16 protein-coding genes are annotated in these 20,789 nt (G+C 42.1%); 6 read left to right on the plus strand and 10 right to left on the minus strand.

Annotation, left to right across the window (positions count from 1 at the left end):
- Both BMZ58_RS21525 and BMZ58_RS20325 read right to left on the minus strand, forming a co-directional pair.
- The coding region (locus tag BMZ58_RS21525) for a transposase (protein ID WP_482793310.1) at positions 1 to 206 on the minus strand (206 nt) is incomplete at its 3' end.
- Between the two features lie 256 nt (positions 207 to 462).
- Positions 463 to 1,398 carry an NADP-dependent oxidoreductase gene (locus BMZ58_RS20325; protein WP_075038370.1) on the minus strand — a complete coding sequence of 312 codons (936 nt, stop codon included), beginning with the start codon at positions 1,396 to 1,398 and terminating at the stop codon, positions 463 to 465.
- 113 nt (positions 1,399 to 1,511) lie between these two features.
- On the opposite strand from BMZ58_RS20325, the gene recQ reads away from it, so the two are divergent.
- Genes recQ through kynB form a run of 3 tightly spaced genes read left to right on the plus strand, consistent with a single transcriptional unit; the run spans position 1,512 to position 5,589 of the window.
- Positions 1,512 to 3,650, plus strand: coding sequence for a DNA helicase RecQ (gene recQ, locus BMZ58_RS20330; RefSeq protein ID WP_075038354.1), 2,139 nt, complete (start codon positions 1,512 to 1,514; stop codon positions 3,648 to 3,650).
- A gap of 20 nt (positions 3,651 to 3,670) precedes the next feature.
- A complete protein-coding gene (gene kynU, locus BMZ58_RS20335) occupies positions 3,671 to 4,948 on the plus strand; it encodes a kynureninase (RefSeq protein ID WP_075038355.1) in 1,278 nt (425 codons plus the stop codon).
- A 14-nt stretch (positions 4,949 to 4,962) separates the two neighbouring features.
- Complete coding sequence (kynB, locus tag BMZ58_RS20340; RefSeq protein ID WP_075038356.1) at positions 4,963 to 5,589, plus strand: arylformamidase; 627 nt, start codon at positions 4,963 to 4,965, stop codon at positions 5,587 to 5,589.
- A 292-nt stretch (positions 5,590 to 5,881) separates the two neighbouring features.
- Here kynB and BMZ58_RS20345 read toward each other — a convergent pair whose 3' ends face one another.
- Both BMZ58_RS20345 and BMZ58_RS21290 read right to left on the minus strand, forming a co-directional pair.
- Positions 5,882 to 7,408 (minus strand): BCCT family transporter, encoded by a 1,527-nt coding sequence (locus tag BMZ58_RS20345; protein WP_075038357.1) that lies wholly within the window; start codon positions 7,406 to 7,408, stop codon positions 5,882 to 5,884.
- A 735-nt stretch (positions 7,409 to 8,143) separates the two neighbouring features.
- Positions 8,144 to 8,317 carry a hypothetical protein gene (locus BMZ58_RS21290; protein ID WP_167360126.1) on the minus strand — a complete coding sequence of 58 codons (174 nt, stop codon included), beginning with the start codon at positions 8,315 to 8,317 and terminating at the stop codon, positions 8,144 to 8,146.
- 199 nt (positions 8,318 to 8,516) lie between these two features.
- On the opposite strand from BMZ58_RS21290, the gene BMZ58_RS20350 reads away from it, so the two are divergent.
- From BMZ58_RS20350 to asnB, 3 genes are all read left to right on the plus strand, one after another.
- A complete protein-coding gene (locus BMZ58_RS20350) occupies positions 8,517 to 9,065 on the plus strand; it encodes a sigma-70 family RNA polymerase sigma factor (RefSeq protein WP_075038358.1) in 549 nt (182 codons plus the stop codon).
- Positions 9,047 to 10,198 carry a hypothetical protein gene (locus tag BMZ58_RS20355; protein WP_075038359.1) on the plus strand — a complete coding sequence of 384 codons (1,152 nt, stop codon included), beginning with the start codon at positions 9,047 to 9,049 and terminating at the stop codon, positions 10,196 to 10,198. The genes BMZ58_RS20350 and BMZ58_RS20355 overlap by 19 nt, the downstream gene beginning before the upstream one ends.
- 395 nt (positions 10,199 to 10,593) lie before the next feature.
- Positions 10,594 to 12,477, plus strand: coding sequence for an asparagine synthase (glutamine-hydrolyzing) (gene asnB / locus BMZ58_RS20360; protein ID WP_075038360.1), 1,884 nt, complete (start codon positions 10,594 to 10,596; stop codon positions 12,475 to 12,477).
- A 52-nt stretch (positions 12,478 to 12,529) separates the two neighbouring features.
- On the opposite strand, the gene BMZ58_RS20365 is transcribed toward asnB, so the two are convergent.
- From BMZ58_RS20365 to BMZ58_RS20390, 6 genes are all read right to left on the minus strand, one after another.
- The gene (locus tag BMZ58_RS20365) at positions 12,530 to 13,777 is read right to left on the minus strand and encodes an aminopeptidase (protein ID WP_083412919.1); all 1,248 of its coding nucleotides are present in this window, start codon (positions 13,775 to 13,777) and stop codon (positions 12,530 to 12,532) included.
- A 185-nt stretch (positions 13,778 to 13,962) separates the two neighbouring features.
- Positions 13,963 to 15,858 (minus strand): ABC-F family ATP-binding cassette domain-containing protein, encoded by a 1,896-nt coding sequence (locus BMZ58_RS20370; protein ID WP_075038361.1) that lies wholly within the window; start codon positions 15,856 to 15,858, stop codon positions 13,963 to 13,965.
- A 263-nt stretch (positions 15,859 to 16,121) separates the two neighbouring features.
- Positions 16,122 to 17,543 (minus strand): alanine/glycine:cation symporter family protein, encoded by a 1,422-nt coding sequence (locus tag BMZ58_RS20375; protein ID WP_075038362.1) that lies wholly within the window; start codon positions 17,541 to 17,543, stop codon positions 16,122 to 16,124.
- A gap of 463 nt (positions 17,544 to 18,006) precedes the next feature.
- Positions 18,007 to 18,528 carry an acyl-CoA thioesterase gene (locus BMZ58_RS20380; RefSeq protein ID WP_075038372.1) on the minus strand — a complete coding sequence of 174 codons (522 nt, stop codon included), beginning with the start codon at positions 18,526 to 18,528 and terminating at the stop codon, positions 18,007 to 18,009.
- A gap of 65 nt (positions 18,529 to 18,593) precedes the next feature.
- On the minus strand, positions 18,594 to 19,925 hold the full coding sequence (locus BMZ58_RS20385) for a sensor histidine kinase (RefSeq protein ID WP_075038363.1): 1,332 nt from the start codon (positions 19,923 to 19,925) through the stop codon (positions 18,594 to 18,596).
- The gene (locus tag BMZ58_RS20390) at positions 19,925 to 20,614 is read right to left on the minus strand and encodes a response regulator transcription factor (protein WP_075038364.1); all 690 of its coding nucleotides are present in this window, start codon (positions 20,612 to 20,614) and stop codon (positions 19,925 to 19,927) included. Before BMZ58_RS20390 ends, BMZ58_RS20385 begins: the two co-directional genes overlap by 1 nt.
- Between the last annotated feature and the right edge of the window lie 175 nt (positions 20,615 to 20,789).

The following is a 20,789-nucleotide window of genomic DNA, read 5'->3' on the forward strand; positions in this document are numbered from 1 at the left end:
TAGAATTTCTTGAGGATTAGAAGCTTAACCATCATTTCAGGTTCTTTCGAAGGCCTTCCATAATAAAGAGAATAAGAATTTTTAAGGAGATTATTGATAAAGGAGAAGTCCAAATGATCTTGTATAATTCGGAGGGTGTTATCTTCCGGGATTCTGGTGTATAATTCTGTGTAGAAGCTTACTTGACTATGTTGAGTGAGCATCATAAAAACCTCCAATTTGGTGTTTGTTTCTAGTCAATTCAATTCTACCAAAGTTGGAGGTTTTTTTATGCTTTTATTTCATTTTCCTTATTTTAGGAGGCGTTTTTCAGTGGCCTCAGTTATTCCCGCAGCCCTACCCACCTAACAAAAGTCTCGGAATCGAGTTTTTAGAGATACTGCCATATTCTTTATAATAAAAGTAAAAAACACCCAGGGCCTTCCTTGTTATGGAAGCCCCTGGGTGGGAGGAAATGTAATGTTACTTTATTTTGATGACGATTTTCCCTTTAGCATGGTGAGTTTCACTTAGATCATGAGCCTCTTTAAGTCCTTTTTCCGTAAAATCAAACTGATGACCAATGACAGATGTAAGTTCGCCTTCTTCCATCATTTTTGCAAGGCTGGAGAGTTTCTCTCCACTCGGCTCAAGCCACTCGAATCCTGCTTTGACCTCATGCTCTTCCGCTAATTTTTCGTCAGGTGGTTGAACAATGGAGGGAAGCCTTCCCCCTTCACGAAGCACCTTGAAACTCTTCTCCTGTACATCCCCACCGATAGTGTCTAAGACAATATCAAAGTCACTGATCACTTCGGAAAAGTCCTCTTCTTTATAATTAATGAATCGATCGACACCTAGATTTTCAACCCATTCTTTATTCTTCCCACTAGCAGTAGTCGCGACATATGCACCTTTTTGTTTCGCTATCTGTATGGCATAATGACCTACTCCACCAGAACCTGCATGAATAAGGACACGGTCTCCTGCTTTGATATCAGCAAAGTCTACGAGACATTGCCGTGCAGTTAGACCGGCTAATGGAACAGCAGCAGCTTCCTCAAAGGATATATTTTCAGGCAAGTGGGCTAATAAGTGTTCATCTATTGCAGTATATTCAGCATATGTTCCAAAACGAGTCGTCTCTGGACGAGCAAACACACGATCACCTTCAGAGAAGTTGGTCACAGCCGCTCCTACCTCTGTGACGACTCCTGCTGCATCCCAACCCAGGATGATTGGAAAGTCGAAGTCCAGCATTTCTTTCAAATAACCCTCTCTCAGCTTCCAATCAATCGGATTAATAGAGGTCGCATGCATTTCTACAATTACTTGGTTTTCTTTCGGTACTGGATATTTCATTTCTTTTTCTATCAGTTGATCCTTATTCCCATATTGCTCAATGACGATAGCTTTCATCATGCAATCGACTCCTTTCTTTTCGCATAGCACCAGTAGTTTTCCCCTCTCATTCTGTATGAAACATGATAAGATGTGGTAAGAAGAACGACTACGTATAAAGGATGATCACAATGATGGAACAGGCCGAGAAAATACTGCAGCAATATTACGGCTATCCTTCTTTCCGTCCAGGACAAGAAGAGGCGATCAGCCATGTTTTAGAAGGAAAAAACACATTGGCTGTTATGCCGACAGGGGGAGGAAAGTCTCTTTGTTATCAAATACCAGGGCTCGCTTTACAAGGAACAGCCATTATTATATCCCCATTAATCTCTTTAATGAAAGATCAGGTGGATGCTCTACAATCTTACGGAATAGCTGCTACTTATATTAACAGTTCCCTTACCACAGAGGAGCAGCGTCAACGTTTATGGGACATGAAAAATGGTCGTTACTCGTTTGTGTATGTTGCCCCAGAACGGTTCGATTCACATAATTTCCTTTCTGCTTTAAGCAACATTTCTTTGTCACTCATCGCATTTGACGAAGCACACTGTATTTCTCAATGGGGGCATGATTTCAGACCAAGTTATCGATCGATTGTACCTACATTGAAGAAAATTCCGAACCTCCCTGTCCTGATGGCACTGACCGCGACAGCAACTCAGGAAGTGATCCGAGATATCAAACAGTTAATCGATGTTGAGGATACCCAAGTGGTGAACACAGGTTTTGCAAGAGAAAACCTTTCTTTCCGAATTATTAAAGGCCGGGATAAGCGTGAATTTGTGAGTGAGTACTTGACCCAAATTCCTAATGAATCAGGTATTATCTACACAGCTACACGAAAAGACGCCGATCAGCTTCATTATGTATTAATGAAAAAAGGATTCGCAGCAGGGAAATATCATGCGGGGATGACCGAACATCAAAGAAAACAAGCACAAATGGACTTTGTGCAAGATGAAATAACGACAATGATAGCAACAAACGCTTTCGGCATGGGAATCGACAAATCAAACGTTCGCTACGTCATCCACTACTCGATGCCTATGAACATTGAGTCTTATTATCAAGAAGCAGGGCGTGCGGGCCGTGACGGTGAACCCGGCGATTGTGTCCTGCTTTTTTCCAGTCAGGATATCAATTTACAAAGGTTTCTAATCGATCAATCACCAAGCGAAGAGAAGAAAAAAGAGGAATATGGCAAATTACAGGCGATGATTAATTATTGTCATACGCATTCGTGTCTTCAACAGTTCATTTTGGACTATTTCGACGATCCATCGGTCACCGAACCGTGCGGCAAATGTTCGAATTGTACCCATGTCGGAGAGGAACAGGATATGACTAAAGAAGCGCAAATGGTACTTTCTTGTGTAAAGCGAATGGGCGAAAGATTCGGTGCTGGTTTAACTGCGAAAGTGTTGAAGGGATCTTCCGATCAAAAAGTGAAACAGTTCCATTTTCAAAATCTTTCTACTTATGGAATCATGCCGAAGTATACAGAAAAAGAACTCACACGCTTCATTCAATTCCTGACTGCTGAAGGCTATCTTTCTCCAGGGCAAGGTCGCTACCCTGCCCTACAGCTGACAAAAGAAGCCATAGACGTTATTAAAGGCGAACAACCTGTAGTTATGCTTGTTGAATCGACCACAACAAAACAAGGAGATGACTATAATGAGGAATACTTTGAAGAGTTACGCCGATTACGGAAAGCTCTTGCAGATGAAGTAGACCTTCCGCCTTATGTCATTTTCTCTGATGCCACACTAAAAGAATTCAGCGTCTACTTGCCTGAAAATAAAGAAGAAATGTTAGGAATCAAAGGAGTCGGAGAACAGAAATATTCCCAGTATGGAGAAGCGTTTTTAGAGAAAATCCGCCCATGGGCAGAGGAAGCGGAAAAGAAACCTCGACCAAACCGGGCTACAGAACCCTCCATTCGCAAAAAAGATCCGTTTGAGAAACGCCCGAGCCACATCGTTTCATATGATTTCTGGGAAGAAGGGTTAACTATTGAAGAAATTGCTAAAGAGAGAGACATGAGTAAACAGACTATTGAATCCCACCTTTTCCGCTCCTCGAAAGAAGGGAAAGATATCAACTGGGGTCGATGGTTTAATGAAGATCAGGAGAGTCGAATCCTGGATGTTTATAATGGCATGGAAGAAAAGAAACTGAAGCCACTGAAGGAATCCTTACCCGAAGGATACACCTACTCGATGATCAAAGCTGTCTTAGTGAAAAACAATTTGATGGATTGATTTCTATAGGAGGAATTAGAATGACAAAGCCTGCAATTACTAGAGATTCCGTGAAGCAACTTGATCAGGAAGACTCCATGCAAAAATATAAAAAAGAATTCTACCAGGAAAACTTTCATTATATGGACGGAAACTCCCTCGGCCTTCTATCTCAACGGGCTGAAAAAGCTCTTACTACTTCGTTAGAGGATTGGAAGGAACATGCGATTGAAGGATGGACAGAAGCGGAAGAACCATGGTTTTATATGTCTGAAAAAATCGGCCGCATGACTGCTCCACTCATCGGTGCTGAAGCTGAAGAAGTCATCAGTACTGGATCGATCACATCAAACCTGCACCAACTGCTGGCCACTTTTTATAAACCCATTGGAAAACGCACGAAGATATTAGCGGATGAATTGAACTTCCCCTCCGACATCTATGCAATGAAAAGTCAATTAGAATGGCACGGGCTTAATCCTGACGACCATTTAATCCGTGTCAAAAGTGAAGATGGGAGCAGTCTATCAGAAGACAATATCATCAAGGAAATGGATGAAGATGTAGCTGTCCTCCTCCTTCCTTCTGTGTTATACCGAAGTGGTCAAGTATTAGATATGAAAAAAATAACAGAGGCAGCACACGAACATGGAATCATCGTAGGATTTGATTTAGCTCATTCTATTGGTGCTCTTCCCCATGAGTTGAATGAATGGGGCGTGGATTTTGCTGTTTGGTGTACGTACAAATATTTGAACAGTGGACCTGGGGGAGTCGGAGGACTTTATGTGAACGAAAAACACCTAGGAAAAGCTCCTGGTCTTGCCGGTTGGTTCAGTTCCAATAAAGACAAACAATTTGATATGAGTCACGACCTTATGCATGCCGATACGGCTGGCGCTTTTCAAATCGGCACTCCACACATCCTTAGTTCAGCTCCTTTGATCGGTTCACTAGAATTGTTCCAGGAAGTAGGGATTGAGGAGGTAAGAAATAAATCCTTGAAGCTTACCCGACTATTGATGGACCTCCTCCATCAGGAACTTTCCGGGCTCGGATTCCAAATTGCTAATCCGCTTCAAGATGAACGGCGCGGCGGCCATGTTTGTCTCATACATGAAGAAGCAGCGAGCATCTGTAAAGCATTGAAAAAGGAAAACGTCATTCCTGATTTTCGCTCACCAAATGTCATCCGTTTAGCTCCGATTGCGTTCTATACATCTTTCGAAGATGTTTATGATGTCATCCTCACCCTAAAAGACATCATGGAAAATGAGAAACACAAGCAATACAAAAACGAAAGAGGAATCATTGCATAAGAGGAGGACTATTAATGAATTTCATTGATATCAGCATGCCATTGACCAACAACACGCCCCCATGGCCGGGTGATGAACCTTTCGAATATAAACTCACTTTTTCTATGGAAGAGACCGGTTCTGTCAATGTTGGGCAATTCAAAGGAAGTAATCACATCGGTACCCATATCGACGCCCCATTCCATTATGATTCAAATGGGTGGAAGACGGCAGAGATTCCTTTAGAAAGATTTTCAGGTCCGGCTCTGGTCGTTCCTATCAAAAACCAAACTACCATCACAGCCCAGCTACTACAAGGGATAGATTTTAGTGGGGTAGATAAAGTATTATTCCATACAGGGAGTTGGGAGGACCGTACCAGCTTTCCAAATCAATATACGGTAATAGGAGAAGATGTGGGTCCCTTCTTAAATAGTAAGGGCATCCATCTTATCGGTGTTGATACCCCTTCGGTCGACCCGGAGACGAGTAAAGAACTTGTAGGCCACCATTCTTTATATAATAACGACATTCTTATTCTGGAAGGGATTCAACTATCTCATGTACCACCTGGTATTTATGAGCTCTTTGCTTTTCCTCTTAAGATGGAGCAAGCCGATGGCAGTCCCGTCCGTGCTGTCCTCCGTCCTCTAGAAAAGTAATGAATCCTTTCAATCGCTCTCAGCCAGTCCAATTCTAACGGCACGATTTCAGTTGCTCCAGCCCACAGAGCAAAGCAAATAATTGGTGAGCGAGTCGCCTTTTTTCAGATAATGAAAACGAGGCTGGGACAAAATCATTTTAAAATGAATAAAACGCATGAAATCTGATTTAAAAATCTTGATTTCATGCGTTTTTTGTTTTCATGATTTGAACTTCTAACTGGTTTTTTGCTTATGTCCCAGCCTCGTTTGTATTTACTCCCCTTCTTTATATAACCAGAAGGGAATCATCTTATTTTTTTGTAATTCTTTGATCGATTGCCATCTTTTTCACCACTTTAGGTGCGAGCCAAATCATCGGCAAGAGTAAAATCGATACCGGTACTGCTGTAACAACGATGAAGTTCTGTAGCTGAGTAATCCCACTATCTCCTGTAATCAACAAGATAATAGCGATAGTTCCCATCAAAACCGCCCAGAAAATACGGAGCCAGCTGTGAGGATTTCCCTCTCCTGTGACCGCCATGGCAATCGTATAAGACATGGAGTCACTAGTTGTTACTACAAACAAAATTGTCAGGATTAAGAACAATGGGGAAATAATGCTCGCAAGCGGAAACTGTTCTGTGATCGCGAACATTGCGGCAGGGTTACCAGCTTCATTCAATGCCTCCGACACAGAACCAGGATTGTTCAGTTCAAAAAAGATGCCTGAACCGCCGAGAACCGTAAACCAAAACGTAGAAATTACTGGCGCAAAGACAGAAACCGCAATGATAATTTCTCTTATCGTACGTCCGCGCGAAATACGGCTGACAAGAATAGCCATCATCGGACCATATCCGATGAACCAGCCCCAGAAGAAAACAGTCCATAGTGACAACCATCCATCATCCCCACGATAAGTACTCATCGGAATGAACTGATCAACATAGTAACCGAATCCAGACAAGAAGTGATCAATAATAAATCCGCCAGGTCCGAAAACCACGATAAATGCCATCAATGCAATCGCCATACGTACGTTTATACTACTTAAAAATTGAATTCCCTTATATAATCCCGTCACTGCTGAGATTGTTGAAATTAGAACAACAGTGAATATAATTGTAAACTGTGTGCTGAATTGGTTCGGAATACCGAAGATTTCCTGAAGTCCATAACTTGCCTGCAAACCAAGAAATCCTATTGGGCCGATCGTTCCTGCAGCAACAGCGATCACTGAAAAAGCATCAATAATTGTACCTAACCAACTTTTTCTTAACTTTTCACCAAAGATTGGATAAAGCAATGTCCTCGGTTTCATTGGCATTCCTTTATGATAGTGACCGTACATCATCACTACGGCACTGATCGTACCAAGAATGGCCCAGGCGAGGAATCCCCAGTGCATAAAGCTTTGCGCTAGCGCTGGATTAATAGCTGCTTCGGTACCTGCTTCTATCCCGGATTGGGATGGAGGAACGGTGAGGAAATGCCACATCGGTTCTGCCGCTGCCCAAAATACTCCTCCTCCAGCTAAAAGGGTCGCCATGATGATGGACAACCATTTATATAGACCTAGTTCAGGTTTTTCCATATCCCCCATTTTGATCCTTCCATACTTGGAAAATGCGAGCCATAAACCGACACCAAATGTTGCGAGCATGAGTACTTGCCAGAAAGCACCAAAGTATTTTGCTGACCAAGCGAAGCTATCACTCACAATCATTTCGATCAAATCAATATCAATGAGTGCAATAATAACGAAGAGGACTAATAAACCTCCACTGATTACAAATACGGGCCAGTCAATCCGGCCTGAGTTATTTTTATCCATACTTTTCTCCTTTTACTTTTCATGATGAAAATTTTCACAAGGTACAACCTTACCATTACAGCAGTTATGATGTAAAGATATATTTATTCTTCCTTAGAATGCCTCTCTTTATTATTAATTACTCTTTCACATAAGCTCCCTATTCTGTAAGACTCAGTTTCGAGACTTTTTATGGGTGGATAGGTGCAGCGGGGAATGACTCGCTTTCCGCGGGAGCGCGGTGAGCCTCCTAAGGCTAAAGCCTTGCGGGGTCTCACCAAGCACTTTTTTCCCGCAGGAGTCTCGCCATTCCCCTCTGCACCTTGCGAAAATCGATTCTCGAAACCACTCCAATAATGGGAGCGGGCTGATGATCATAAGGTACTCCCATGGTGGAAACCTTGCTATAGAGCGTTATATTCCCATAGGACAGGGATGCTGGAAGACGTTCCTTCCTGGTAAAGGGATTCGTTTCTCATTAACTTCTAATGGGGTGGTGGAGAAGCTGCGAGACTCCCGTGGGAGAAGGAGGTAGGCGAGATCCCACAGGGCGGTAGCCCGAGGAAGCTCGCCAGGTCCCCCACAGGAAAGCGAGTAGCTTCCCCACCTCCCCTTATTCCCAATAAAAGTATCGAAATCGTGTCTTCCAGAATACTGCCAGTTTATTGAATAACTCTTTTTTTATGGGCAACTAACGTTCTCATTTTCAAAGGGGGGGGTCAAATAAGAAAAGACCATGCATAGCGCATGGCCTCCCTATTCATTATCTGTCGATTCAACTTTATGATCTTCCTGTCTTCGTTGACATTCTTTACAGAGATTCAAATCCCTTTCTGATTTCGATTGGAGCGGTTTTCCACATCTTTCACACTCATCGTAATTATTAGGGTTCGCTTGAAAACCTGGCATTTCATTATTTTGACCGTACATTTGCTCATCTCCTTTATTTTTCCTTTGTTTTCTTATTCCCTTTTCTGTTTTTGCTAATCATTTGCTATTTATTCACCCGGAGACGATGATTTCTTTATAAATCAATTAAAGCAAGGAAATTTTTATGAAATTCAATCAGATTACAGACCTTCCCCTTTATCTAAACGTCTAATAAATAGAAGAAAGGAGAGAACAAGCGGTGACCGGACATCAATCCTATCGTTTCACACGTGATGAAGCCATTGAATATATCATGGATCATTATGGAGAATCTCTAAAAAGAACAATTTTTACATATGTGAAAAACCACCATACGACAGATGACCTTTTCCAAGAAGTCTTAATACTTATCTACAGAAAGTGGGAGCGATTTAACGGAGAATCCCATATTAAAACATGGGTCATGAGAATCGCCATCAATCGATGCAAAGACTATTTAAGATCACCTCTTCATCGTATTAAAATCGCCAAAGACAAATGGTTGGAGCAGAAAGATCCCCATTACACGGACCAGAGAGTGATTCAAAAAGAACAGTGGGATGAGATTGCAAATGCCATTCTAGATTTACCGGTTAAATACAGGGAAGTGATGATTTTGACCTTTCAACAAGATATGACTCAAAAACAAATCGCTGAACTTATGGACATACCGTTGAGCACTATTAAAACGAGAATGCAACGAGCACGCCAATTATTAAGAAAAAAGATGGACAAGGGAGGGATGGACCCGTGGATCATCAACGAATAAAAGAAGCAGTTAATCGAAAAATCAGTGAACATCCTTTATTTAATGATGAGGACAGAAAGCGGTTCTACGAGAGTAGAAGAAGAAAAAGCCTTCATTGGTCCCCTATCTTCCCTAAAATTATGACAGCTTTTCTAATATTCTTTTTGCTTACTGGTTCTCTTTATATGTATCAAGATAGGTTCAAAGACCCTGCCACTTCCCATCCTGATCGAATCATGGAAGAACCTTCTGCACCTATACCTGAAATCGATAAAGAAAAGACAACCATAGATAAGATAGAACAAATAAAAAGCCTCGTTTCTGATCATCCCTCGAAAAGCAAAGTGGATAAGCTAGTGGAACAGCTACAGGGAGTAGAGGTCCAATATAATACGTCGACGGAAGAAGAGGATGGCAGGACCTATGAATCACGTGATATATCTTATATTTTCCCTGTATCTACTGATTCTTCACTCTATGATGGTCCGTTGCCCCCAGAGATCGATAATTTCCAAAACGAGGAAGTGGAGATCGCCATGGATATCGAATGGGTACGAGAAAATCCGGACGACAGTTATATTCTAAGAAATGCATCTCTTACTTACCTTTCTGAGAGCGGTGAAGAATTGGTTGAGGAAATGTTCACTATCACCGCTCACCCTTTTGAATTCCGAAAAGTGATTGGCGCAAATGAACCTGTGGTTATGGACGATTTGGTTCTTCAATCTATTGGCAGATCACTAGATAAAGACCCTAATTCGATTACAAAGGGAGATCTTTTACGGTTGAAAAATTTAACGATCAATGCGTCTCACTTAAGTGGAATTTACGAAGTGGAAGAAGACAGAGAATATTTTAAAGCTATGCAGTCTCTCGAAGTGTTGAAGTTAAATCAGGCAATTATCCCTGGTGATCTGTTGAAAGAAGTACCTTATTTAGACCAAGCCACATTTATCGGTCCAACTCTGGACGATTTAAGCCGTGTACAAGAAGGATTGCAGACGATCACTTACTTGAATATCATTAACTCTTCTTTCAGAGGAAATGTAGAGGATATTTTACAGTTAGAGTCTTTAAATATCGTAAGAGTTGATCCAGCGGTTGTGCCAAATTATGAAGAATTGCAATTTGAGGGCATCGACGTCCGATGGTAATAAACCACTAATCTCCCTATTCTTGAAGACTCAGTGTCGAGACTTTAGGGGGAGTTTAGGGTCTACGGGAAAAGGTTCGTCCAGTTCCATCGCCCAGACACTCGCGTCATAAGCAGATCATCAAAGGAATAAAAAACCGTCCGTTGATGTTCTGCTTATGCCAGTCGTGCCTCCCAGGGCGATTCCCCATTTGGACACTTTCCGTGGGGCGGGCGGTGAGCCTCCGCCCCTTTCCATGATAAGTATCTCGAAACCACCTTCTAGTAAAGGGAGCATGATGTAAGTGAAAGTGCGGTAACCACAGGCTTGAAGTGCCACTCTCCCTATACTTATGGCAGGGTTATTGTTGTGCGATTTCGATTAACTCTTAACTCAGTTCAATAAGGAGGATTATTATGTGCGGGATTGTTGGGTATGTGAACACAGGAAGAGATCATAATCCAGAAATCATCAAAACCATGATGGAAAAAATTCATCATCGCGGGCCAGACCAGGGAGGTTCATATTCAGATAAAGTGGTCAGCATGGGCTTCCGTAGGTTGAGTATCATCGATCGCTCGACATACGGAAATCAACCTATGTTTTGTGAATATGACCGATTTGTGATGATCTTCAACGGAGAGATCTATAACTTTCAGGAACTAAAGAAAGATTTAATAGACAAAGGCCACACTTTCCAAAGTAGTGCGGATAGCGAAGTAGTCCTTCACGGGTACGAACAATACGGTACCGAGATTTTGCAACACCTCCGCGGGATGTTCGCTTTCGCCATATGGGATAAAGTTGAGGAAGAACTTTTCTTAGCGAGGGATCCATTTGGGATTAAACCCCTTTACTATTCAGAGGAGACATCAGATGGTTCTTTCTTGTTCGGATCGGAGATTAAGTCATTTCTCCCCTATCCAAAATTTACAAAAGCTTTTAATCATGATGCATTACAACCTTTTTTAACTTTTCAATACTCAGCTTTAAAGGAAACTTTTTTTAAAGGCGTTTACAAATTATTACCAGGGCACTATATGCTTCGGAAAGAAGGAAGAACTCAAACGTACAGATATTGGGATATTGCTTATGGAGAAACAACAGGAGATTTGAACACAGCCATCAAAGAAATAAAAGATGCAATGAGCGATTCTGTACGTCATCACAAAATTAGTGATGTAAAGGTTGGCTCTTTCCTGTCAGGCGGCATTGACTCCAGTTATGTAACAACACTTCTAAAACCGGAGAAGACCTTTTCTGTCGGATTTGGAGATTATGAAGGAATCTTCAATGAAACAAATATAGCGAGGGATCTTTCTGAGAAATTGAATGTGGAAAACCACAGAAAATTAATTTCCGCCGATGAATTTTTCGCTAAGGTCCCTACAATTCAGTATCATATGGACGAACCACACGCCAACCTATCATCCGTCCCCCTTTACTTCCTGTCAGAATTGGCCAGTGAACATGTTACTGTCGTTTTATCTGGAGAAGGTGCAGACGAGTTATTCGGCGGCTATGATTGGTATAAAATAAGTCCAGAACAAAAGCTATATGAAAAGTTACCCTACACCGTTCGTAGAGCTATATCACGACTCAGTGGCAAACTGCCGATAAACCGATTGACCCAATTTCTTACCACTGGTGGTCAAAAAGTGGAAAAGAAATTCATAGGTCAGGCAAAAGTTTTCAGTACAAAGGATGCTCTAAAGGTATTAAAAGCCCCTTATCAAACGGAGCGCACTCCAGCTTCCATTCTATTCTCTACATACAGTAAGGTTTCGAAAGCAAATGATAGCACAAAGATGCAATATACGGATATCCACCACTGGTTGCCAGGAGATATTTTACAAAAAGCAGACAAAATGAGTTCTGCTCACTCCCTTGAACTACGCGTTCCCTTTCTAGATAAGAAAGTGATGGAAGTCGCTCAAACCCTTGCTCCATCCTTACGTACGAATGGGAAAGATACAAAGTATGCCTTACGCCAAGCTGCCAAATCTGTTATGCCTGACGAATGGGCAAACCGTCCGAAAGTCGGTTCCCCCGTACCCATACGCCATTGGCTCAGGCAAAAGCAGTATTATGACCTTGTGAAGCGTACATTAACCTCAGACATGGCCAGTGAATTTTTTCATACCGATGAATTGGTCCGTTACTTAAATGAACATTATGAAAACAAGGCCAATCACCACCGCTATATATGGACGGTTTATGTATTTTTACAATGGTATAAAGTATATTTCGTCCAAGAACACGCCTCTTCAGAAACGGTGAATAATTTATCATATGCCTAATACCAGAAAATGCCGGCTACTCCCTTGAGTTGCCGGCATTTTTTCTATTCTATTATTCAAATGAAATGGCCCAGCTGCCTTTACGCATCACTGGTTCTGTCGTACCGTCAGCTAATACGCCATCAATATCAAGCTCCCCAGATCCCATCATGAAATCGACATGGGATAAGCTGTCATTAACACCATGTTGATCAAGTTCATCCGCACTCATGTCGGAGCCCCCTGTCATATTATTAGGGTAAGCTTTTCCTAGTGCTAGATGACAAGATGCATTTTCGTCATAAAGTGTGTTATAGAAAATTAGACCAGATTGAGAAATAGGTGATTCATGTGCCACAAGCGCCAATTCACCAAGTCTGCGTGATCCTTCATCTGTATCAAGAAGGTGTTGCAATGTTTCGCTGCCTTCTTCTGCAGTAAAATCGACTACTTTCCCTTCTTTGAATGTCAGGCTGAAGTTATCGATTACATTCCCCCCGTAGTTCAGAGGTTTAGTACTAGAGACTGTACCGTCGACTCCGTATTTGTGTGGTGCAGTAAAAACTTCTTCTGTCGGCATATTGGGGTTGAACTGGACAGCACCATTAACCGTTTTGGAAGGTCCACCTTTCCAAATGTGCCCTTCTGGCAAGGCTACTTCTAAGTCTGTGCCTGGAGCTTTATAGATCAATTTCTGATATTGTTTTTTATTCAAATACTCACGAGCTTTAATCAATGTTTGGTTATGCTCTTCCCAAGCAGCTACAGGGTTTTCACGGTCGACTCGGACGATACTGAAAATCTGGTCCCATAACTTTTCTACAGCACGGTCTTCGCTCTCTCCAGGGAATATTTTTTGGGCCCATTTAGGAATTGGAATGCTTATAATTGACCATTGGATTCGGTCGTTCATCGTATAATCACGGAATTTCGCCATCGCCTCAGATCGAGCCTTTGTTGCAGCAGCCACTTTACTTGCATCGATGCCCTTCAAGAGATCAGGGTCTGTCGAACGGATCGAGAGGATAGCCGCTCCTTGTTCAGCAAAATAAGTATACTGCTGCTTTTGCCATTCAGGCACATCAGATAACGTTTCTTGATCTGCATACTCATATTTCATGCGTGTAAGCTCGTCATCTCCCCAGTTGATATGTACATCTTTTGCTCCCATTTCGAAAGCTTTACGTGCAACGATTTTTGTGAACTCAGCTCCGGCGATTGTGGAGTTGATCATCAACAATTGTCCGTCTTGCAAGTTTACACCTGTACGCAACGCCAGTTCTGCATATTTTTCTAACTTTTCTACGCTTGGCATTTTCATTAAATTTCCTCCTATTCATCCTTTGTATCCGTATTCATTATTCCATAAAAATCGGAGTACTACAAAGATATAGCCCTTGTTGCCCGCTATCCCTCTCCTTCATTATACTCCTGTGACTACCTATCAGGATAGATGAATGAAAACGCGGAACAAATCCAAAGTTTGTTCCGCGTTTTTCAAAGAAGTTAATTATTTTCTAACTCTTCTACGATGGTAGAAAGTTCTTCCCAGCGTTCCATTTTTGCTTCTAGCTCTGCTTCAACTTTCTCTTTATCATGCGATAGTTCTTGTACTTTATCATAATTGGTTGCTGCTTCGGCCAGATCATTATCCAATTTTTCAACTTTTTCCTCTAACGCAGCGATATCGTCTTCAATCGTTTCCCATTCTTGTTTTTCCCGATAAGATAACTTCCGTTTTCGATTTGATCTTCGTGTATCTTCTTGAATGGAAGGCTTTTTCTCTACACGTTCTTCCTTTTTCTCATCTTTCCTTTTCTCAAGATACTCTGTGTAATTACCATAAAACCTTCGGATGTCTGTATCACCTTCAAAGGCCAGAAGCCGGTCGATGACGCGATCGAGGAAGTAACGGTCGTGTGAGACAGTGATGACCACTCCTGGGAATTGTTCTAAATAATCTTCCAGCACGCTGAGTGTCTCTGTATCCAGATCGTTCGTCGGTTCATCCAAGAAAAGAACGTTCGGTTCACTCATCAATACTCTCAACAGGTATAGGCGGCGACGTTCTCCGCCTGACAATCGTTTGATATAAGTCCATTGTTGAGGACGGGGAAATAAGAATCGTTCCAGCATCTGCTCCGCAGTTATTTCTTCCCCGGAGTCTGTAGTGATGACTTCGGCCACCTCTTTAATATACTCAATTACTTTCAAACTTTCATCGAGTTCTCCATGATCCTGGGTGTAATACCCTATCTTCACCGTCGAACCAATATGGACATCGCCTGCGTCCGGTGCCACACGTTCTGCCATTATATTAAGAAGCGTCGTTTTTCCTGAACCGTTCGGACCGATTATTCCTAACCTTTCTCCTGGAACTACAAGGTAATCAAAATCTTTAATAAGGGTCTGACTTCCATATCCATGGGTGATCCCCTCTAATTCTATCACTTGATTGCCGAGTCTCGTCGATCCAATTGCCATATCGACATTTTCCTTCTTCGTGTCGAACGTCTCTTCCTTCATCGCCTCCACTCGTTGTTTACGAGCTTTTTGCTTTGTAGTTCGTGCTTTCACTCCAGCCTTCAACCAGGCAAGCTCTCTTCGCAGTGTATTTTGATGTTTTTGTTCAGCTTGTCTCTCCCATTCTTCTCGCTCGGCTTTCTTTTCAAGAAACGTTTCATAATTTCCCTCATAGATATACAATTTGCTTTTATCCAATTCATAAATTATGTTTGTAACCCTATTTAGGAAATAGCGATCGTGTGTGACAACGACCAATGAGCCACGGTAGGAAGCCAGGTATTCTTCCAACCATTCTATTGTCTCATTATCCAGGTGGTTGGTGGGTTCGTCCAATAGGAGAAGGTCTGCCGGCTGAATAAGTGCTTTCGCAATCGCTACCCGCTTTTTCTGTCCACCTGAAAGTTCGCTCACTTTTTTATCGAAGAATTCAATACCTAATTTTGATAACACAGTTTTAGCCACGGTATTCGCTTCCCAGGCACCCTTTTCATCCATTTTCTGCTGAATATCCATCATCTTTTCCTGGACAGCTGCGTCTTCTGGACTTCTAGCTAGATCTAAAAGCACTTGCTCATATTCTCTCATGACGACCATGATCGCTGCATCCCCATCATATATTTGCTCGAGGACAGTTTTACTTTCATCTAAGTCGGGCTCTTGAGGGAGATATTCGACAGTAAAATCTTTCGCATGGTCCATGTCACCTGTATCTCCACTTTCGATTCCCGCCAATATTTTCATCAGGGTTGATTTCCCTGTTCCGTTAACACCGATCAGACCGATTCGCTGTTGGTTGGTTATTGTAAAAGATAAGTCATCAAATAAACTTTTATCTCCGTAACTTTTACTTAGTCCGTTGACTGATAGTAAACTCATTCCGCTCATTCCTTTAATAAGTATCTCGTTCTATCATATCACATCCATAGGCCTCTTTTGTTTGTCAGGAATTACACTTCTGTTGTGTAATACGGCTGGATTGTAGAAGACTCGATTTCCGAACCATTTGTAATGGGAAAGGGGCTAGGGGAGTTATCGGAATTATTTTTCCTTCAAGGTGTCTCAAAACCAGCCTTGAATCCCGCTCCATAGAAAAGACCTACCTTCGGGTTTCGGAGGCCGGAGGTAGGTCTTTCTTGTTGTTAGTTTGTTTCTTTTTCAGAAGTTTGATCTCTTCTCCAGTACTCCATTCCTTCTACGCCTGGGAGATGATCCTGGTAAAAGACAGGATCTTTACCTGCATCCCTTTGTCGGCGGTAATCCTTCAAAGCCGCATAGGCTACGGAAGATAGTCGGAAAATAGCATAAAGGTTAATTAATGCCATGATCCCCATCGTAAGATCCGCGAGGGACCACACGAGATTGAATTCCGCGACAGCACCGAACATTACCATAACTAGAACAGCAATACGATATAAGAACAAATTAATTTTGCTTGGCTTAATAAACTCCATGTTCGTTTCTCCATAATAGTAGTTACCAATGATGGAACTGAAAGCGAACAAGAAGATGGCTATAGCGATGAAAATAGCTGCCCATGTTCCTAACTGAGACTCGAAAGCGGCTTGGGTAAGCTGGATACCATCCAGATCTGTATTTGTATAGTCGCCGGCAAACAGAATAATGACAGCTGTCGCACTACAGATAAGCAACGTATCTGTAAATACACCAAGCGTTTGGATCAGACCTTGCTTAACCGGGTGTGTAACTTCGGATGTAGCAGCAGCATTCGGCGCACTACCCATTCCAGCTTCGTTCGAGAATAAGCCACGTTTAATTCCTATGAGAATCATACCGCCGAATGTTCCTCCAGCAACTTCACGGAAGCCAAATGCTCCCGCAAAAATTTGACCAAACATGGTAGGTACTTGACCAAGGTTCACAATCAAAACATAACCTGCAAGGATAATATAAAAAATCGCCATGATTGGAATGATGAACTGTGTGACCATGGCAATTCTCTTCAAACCACCAAAAATAATAATGGCAACGATAAAGGTAAGCAATCCACCCATCGCCCATTTCTCCATATTGAATGAGTTCTCAAAAGCTAAACGAATCGTGTTCGATTGCACAGAACTAAAAACAAGACCATACGTAAAAGTAATTGTAAGTGCAAAAACGATTCCTAATGTTCTATTTTTCAACCCTTTTTCAATGTAATAAGCTGGACCACCACGATATTGGTTTTTGTCCGGAACTTTATACACCTGTGCAAGTGTACTCTCAATAAAGCTTGAAGCTCCTCCGAGAATCGCCACGATCCACATCCAAAAGACTGCTCCAGGTCCACCTACAGTTATTGCAGCTGCAACGCCTGCTAAATTTCCAGTACCCACTCTTGAAGCTGTACTTATAGCAAACGCTTGGAAAGGAGAAGTTCCCTTCTTCCCTTCAGCTGAAATAGACCGCTTATCAAAAAGGACACGGATCATTTCAGGAATGTAACGGAATTGAACGAAATTCAACTTGATTGAAAACCATAAGCCCAGTCCGAGCAGTGCTACGACAAGGATCGTGCCCCACATCCAGTCGTTTAAAAAACTAAGTATACCTTCCACCATGAATGTTCACCTCATTAAGTATAATTTCCATTTTCAGTTAGTTCCCGTATTTATACAAATACAAACACGAATGATGACATATCGATTAGTTTATCATAAGTTTGCAGAATTCTTCTATGAGTATTTTAAATATTAGGATTAGACGGGTAGACACCCCTAAACAAGCCAGGAGCACTTCCACCATCGTTATTCATGATCAGAAAACCGGCTTTAGCTGGAAGGATTCTCCCAAAAAGCTACCAATCCCGACATGACTGAAATTCTGTTGGTACGACCCTCCATAATAGGATAGCCCAACCTCCACAGCTTGTTAGACACAGAAACCTATAGTTTTTAATTACCAAATTTATAAATTCTAAGGCCGGAGCATAAGGACGAGGATAGACACTGTTTATACCTTCTATGCATTTTTCATTTCATAGACAATAAAAAAGGTGGCTGCCGATGTTAGCAGCCACCTTTTTTAAATATCTCGTTTCCAGGGTAGACTCGTTCCGAACTTCTCTGCAAGTTCTTTTGATTCTTTCCTTCTTCTCTTACGGTGTTCATGGCGCTTTTGCGCATTTTCATGGAGCCACTTCTCTTCTTCCGACTCAGGATATACCCCAGGAACGGGCGATGGTTCATTATTCTGGTCGACAGCTACCATAGATAAGAACGCTGTTGTACATACTTTTCGTTCTCCTGTCAGTAAATTCTCCGTCGTCGCTTTGATGAAAACTTCCATAGATGTGTTATGTGTCCAGGTTACAAAAGCCTCTAGACAAATCGTATCGCCTTCAAAAACAGGTTGAAGAAAATCCACAGAATCCGTGGATGCGGTGACCACCGGTTTTCTGCAATGTCTGACAGCGGCAATCGCGGCCACATCATCAATGTGAGCCATCAATTTCCCACCAAAAAGTGTTCCGTGATTATTCGTATCGGGCGGTAAGATATGGGAACTCTTTACCGTCAATGAATCTATACAAGGTTTCTTTTCCATTTTCATTCCCTCACTTCTTAACATGGAATCGTTCTCTGCTTATATTATGCCATACTTGTTATTTCTCACTCTTTACGATTGAACTCGATTTCAAATATAGCACCGGATTCATCGGGACGGTTATGCGCAGATATCGTCCCTCCACTACGTTCGATAATTGCTCGTGAAATAGCTAATCCTAAACCCGTTTCCCCTTCTTTCCCTTTTATAAATCGTTCAAACAATTGAGGAAGAAGATCATCTGAAATTCCAGGTCCATCATCTATCACTTTGACTTTAAAACTGCCTTCAGTCACTTCAGTTCTGATTAAAACCACCCGCTCTGCATGTCTGACCGCATTACTTAGTATGTTGATCATCGCTTGCAAGACTCGCTCGTGATCTACTATAGAATAAAAAGGATGGATTGCTTCCACATCTATTTCAATTCCCTTCTCCTTGGCAAGAGGATAAAGCCGGTCCTTCGCCTGAATGACAGCTTCTGAGATATCTGCCCTCTCTGGGGAATAAACATCTTCACTGCTGTCCAATTTAGCTAATAAGATCATCTCGTTGACGATTTTTTTTAGGCGATCTGTTTCACTCACCATCACGTTCAACCCTTTTTCTGCCGCTTCCCCTTCAAATATGCCATCGCGAATACCCTCAGCGTAACCCTGGATAGACATAAGAGGTGTTTTCAACTCATGGGAAGCATTTTGAAAGAACTGTTTTTGCGAGTGGATGTATCGTGAAAGTTCAGCGGCCATATGTCTGACACTCTGTCCCACTTCTTTGATCTCCCCGGACGCATGTACCTTTTTCACCTCTGAAAATTGACGTTTCTCAATTTTCTTCACTTCTTTCTTAAGCTTCGTTAACGGGGTGACCAGTCGCCATGTCAATACATAGCTGACCAGAATCGCTAACAACAGCCCAATTAGAAAAACAACAATCATTCGCATTGCAAATACGGATTGTACCTCTTGCAAGTCATTAAGCGGTGTAGCCATAACAAGGATTTGATCATTCCCTCTACTTACCGGGAAGTCATACGCGACATACTTTTCTCCCATCGTTTCCCAAACCTCTTGGTCTACAAGGTCCTCCTCATAGCGTTCCACCCAGGAATAAGCGATAACAGCTGGCATGGTGCGGAAAAGAATTTCGTCCCTTTCCTTATCAAACAATAGAATCGGGTAATTTCGATCCTGGAGAAGTTGGGATAACTCCGGACTACGTTCAGGGTCCTGATCATTGATGATATCTACCAAAAGATCTGCTCTTCCTTCCAGTTGCCGCTGTTCATCCTGGATGAGCATATCCATCAATAAGGAGTAGATAAAAAAGGCCGTAATGGACATTACGACAAGAATCAAGGTTGCAAAAGCTGCATTCAATTGGTAAAGCAACTTCATCAGCTTTTATCCCTCAGTCGATATCCATGGCCCCAGACCGTTTCAATCGGCAAGTCCTTCATTTTCTTACGAATTCGTTTCACAAGGTCGTCTACAGCTCGATCGCTGCCATAATAATCTTCTCCCCATACTTTGATCAATAGTTCTTCACGGGAAAAGGCACGGTTCACTTGTGAAGCAAGAATTTTCAGCATCTCGAATTCTTTTGTCGTCACTTCTATCTCTTCTTCTTTATAGTACACCCGGCGTTCCGATTCATTCAGTTCAAGTTCTCCTGTCTTTATCGACTCTATACTCTGCTCGGGGTTCGACCTCATGGCTTCCCACCTCTTTAAGTGGCGCTTCACTCTTGCTACGAGCTCCCTTGGACTGAATGGTTTGGTGAGATAATCATCGCCGCCAAGTTCAAGTCCTAGTATTTTATCTACCTCTTCGTCTTTCGCTGATATTATAATAATGGGGACTTCCGACGTTTGACGGATTTTTTGACAGAATTCATAGCCATCCATCCCTGGAAGCATGATATCCAGAACCCACAACTCCGGATGATCATGCTCACGGTTAAAGATATCCCAGGCTTTTTCCGCGGTATCAACCGCCAACACTGTATACCCCTCTTTTTTTAAGTATCCTTCGACAATATCCCTTATATTCGTATCATCTTCTACTAGTCCAATGATTCGGTTCATATACAAGCCTCCTCCACTAACAGTCCTCTTCATTTTCTCATATTTTCATCTAATACTCCCCCTTTACACACTTTTTCCACATTTAAACCGAAGTCATTCCATAACTCGAACGTAGAATATAAATTGTCAGAGGGAGACAACAAAGAACAATACATCTATTCTTCCATGAAAGGGG

The sequence above is a fragment of the Halobacillus dabanensis genome (assembly GCF_900114165.1).
Taxonomy (GTDB): Bacteria; Bacillota; Bacilli; order Bacillales; family Halobacillaceae; genus Halobacillus; species Halobacillus dabanensis.

Coding starts and splice junctions, on each gene's coding strand:
- BMZ58_RS20325 (WP_075038370.1), bottom strand. CDS start 1,398: ATGAAAGCTATCGTCATTGAGCAATATGGGAATAAGGATCAACTGATA.
- recQ (WP_075038354.1), top strand. CDS start 1,512: ATGATGGAACAGGCCGAGAAAATACTGCAGCAATATTACGGCTATCCT.
- kynU (WP_075038355.1), top strand. CDS start 3,671: ATGACAAAGCCTGCAATTACTAGAGATTCCGTGAAGCAACTTGATCAG.
- kynB (WP_075038356.1), top strand. CDS start 4,963: ATGAATTTCATTGATATCAGCATGCCATTGACCAACAACACGCCCCCA.
- BMZ58_RS20345 (WP_075038357.1), bottom strand. CDS start 7,408: ATGGATAAAAATAACTCAGGCCGGATTGACTGGCCCGTATTTGTAATC.
- BMZ58_RS21290 (WP_167360126.1), bottom strand. CDS start 8,317: ATGTACGGTCAAAATAATGAAATGCCAGGTTTTCAAGCGAACCCTAAT.
- asnB (WP_075038360.1), top strand. CDS start 10,594: ATGTGCGGGATTGTTGGGTATGTGAACACAGGAAGAGATCATAATCCA.
- BMZ58_RS20365 (WP_083412919.1), bottom strand. CDS start 13,777: ATGAAAATGCCAAGCGTAGAAAAGTTAGAAAAATATGCAGAACTGGCG.
- BMZ58_RS20370 (WP_075038361.1), bottom strand. CDS start 15,858: ATGAGTTTACTATCAGTCAACGGACTAAGTAAAAGTTACGGAGATAAA.
- BMZ58_RS20375 (WP_075038362.1), bottom strand. CDS start 17,543: ATGGTGGAAGGTATACTTAGTTTTTTAAACGACTGGATGTGGGGCACG.
- BMZ58_RS20380 (WP_075038372.1), bottom strand. CDS start 18,528: ATGGAAAAGAAACCTTGTATAGATTCATTGACGGTAAAGAGTTCCCAT.
- BMZ58_RS20385 (WP_075038363.1), bottom strand. CDS start 19,925: ATGAAGTTGCTTTACCAATTGAATGCAGCTTTTGCAACCTTGATTCTT.
- BMZ58_RS20390 (WP_075038364.1), bottom strand. CDS start 20,614: ATGAACCGAATCATTGGACTAGTAGAAGATGATACGAATATAAGGGAT.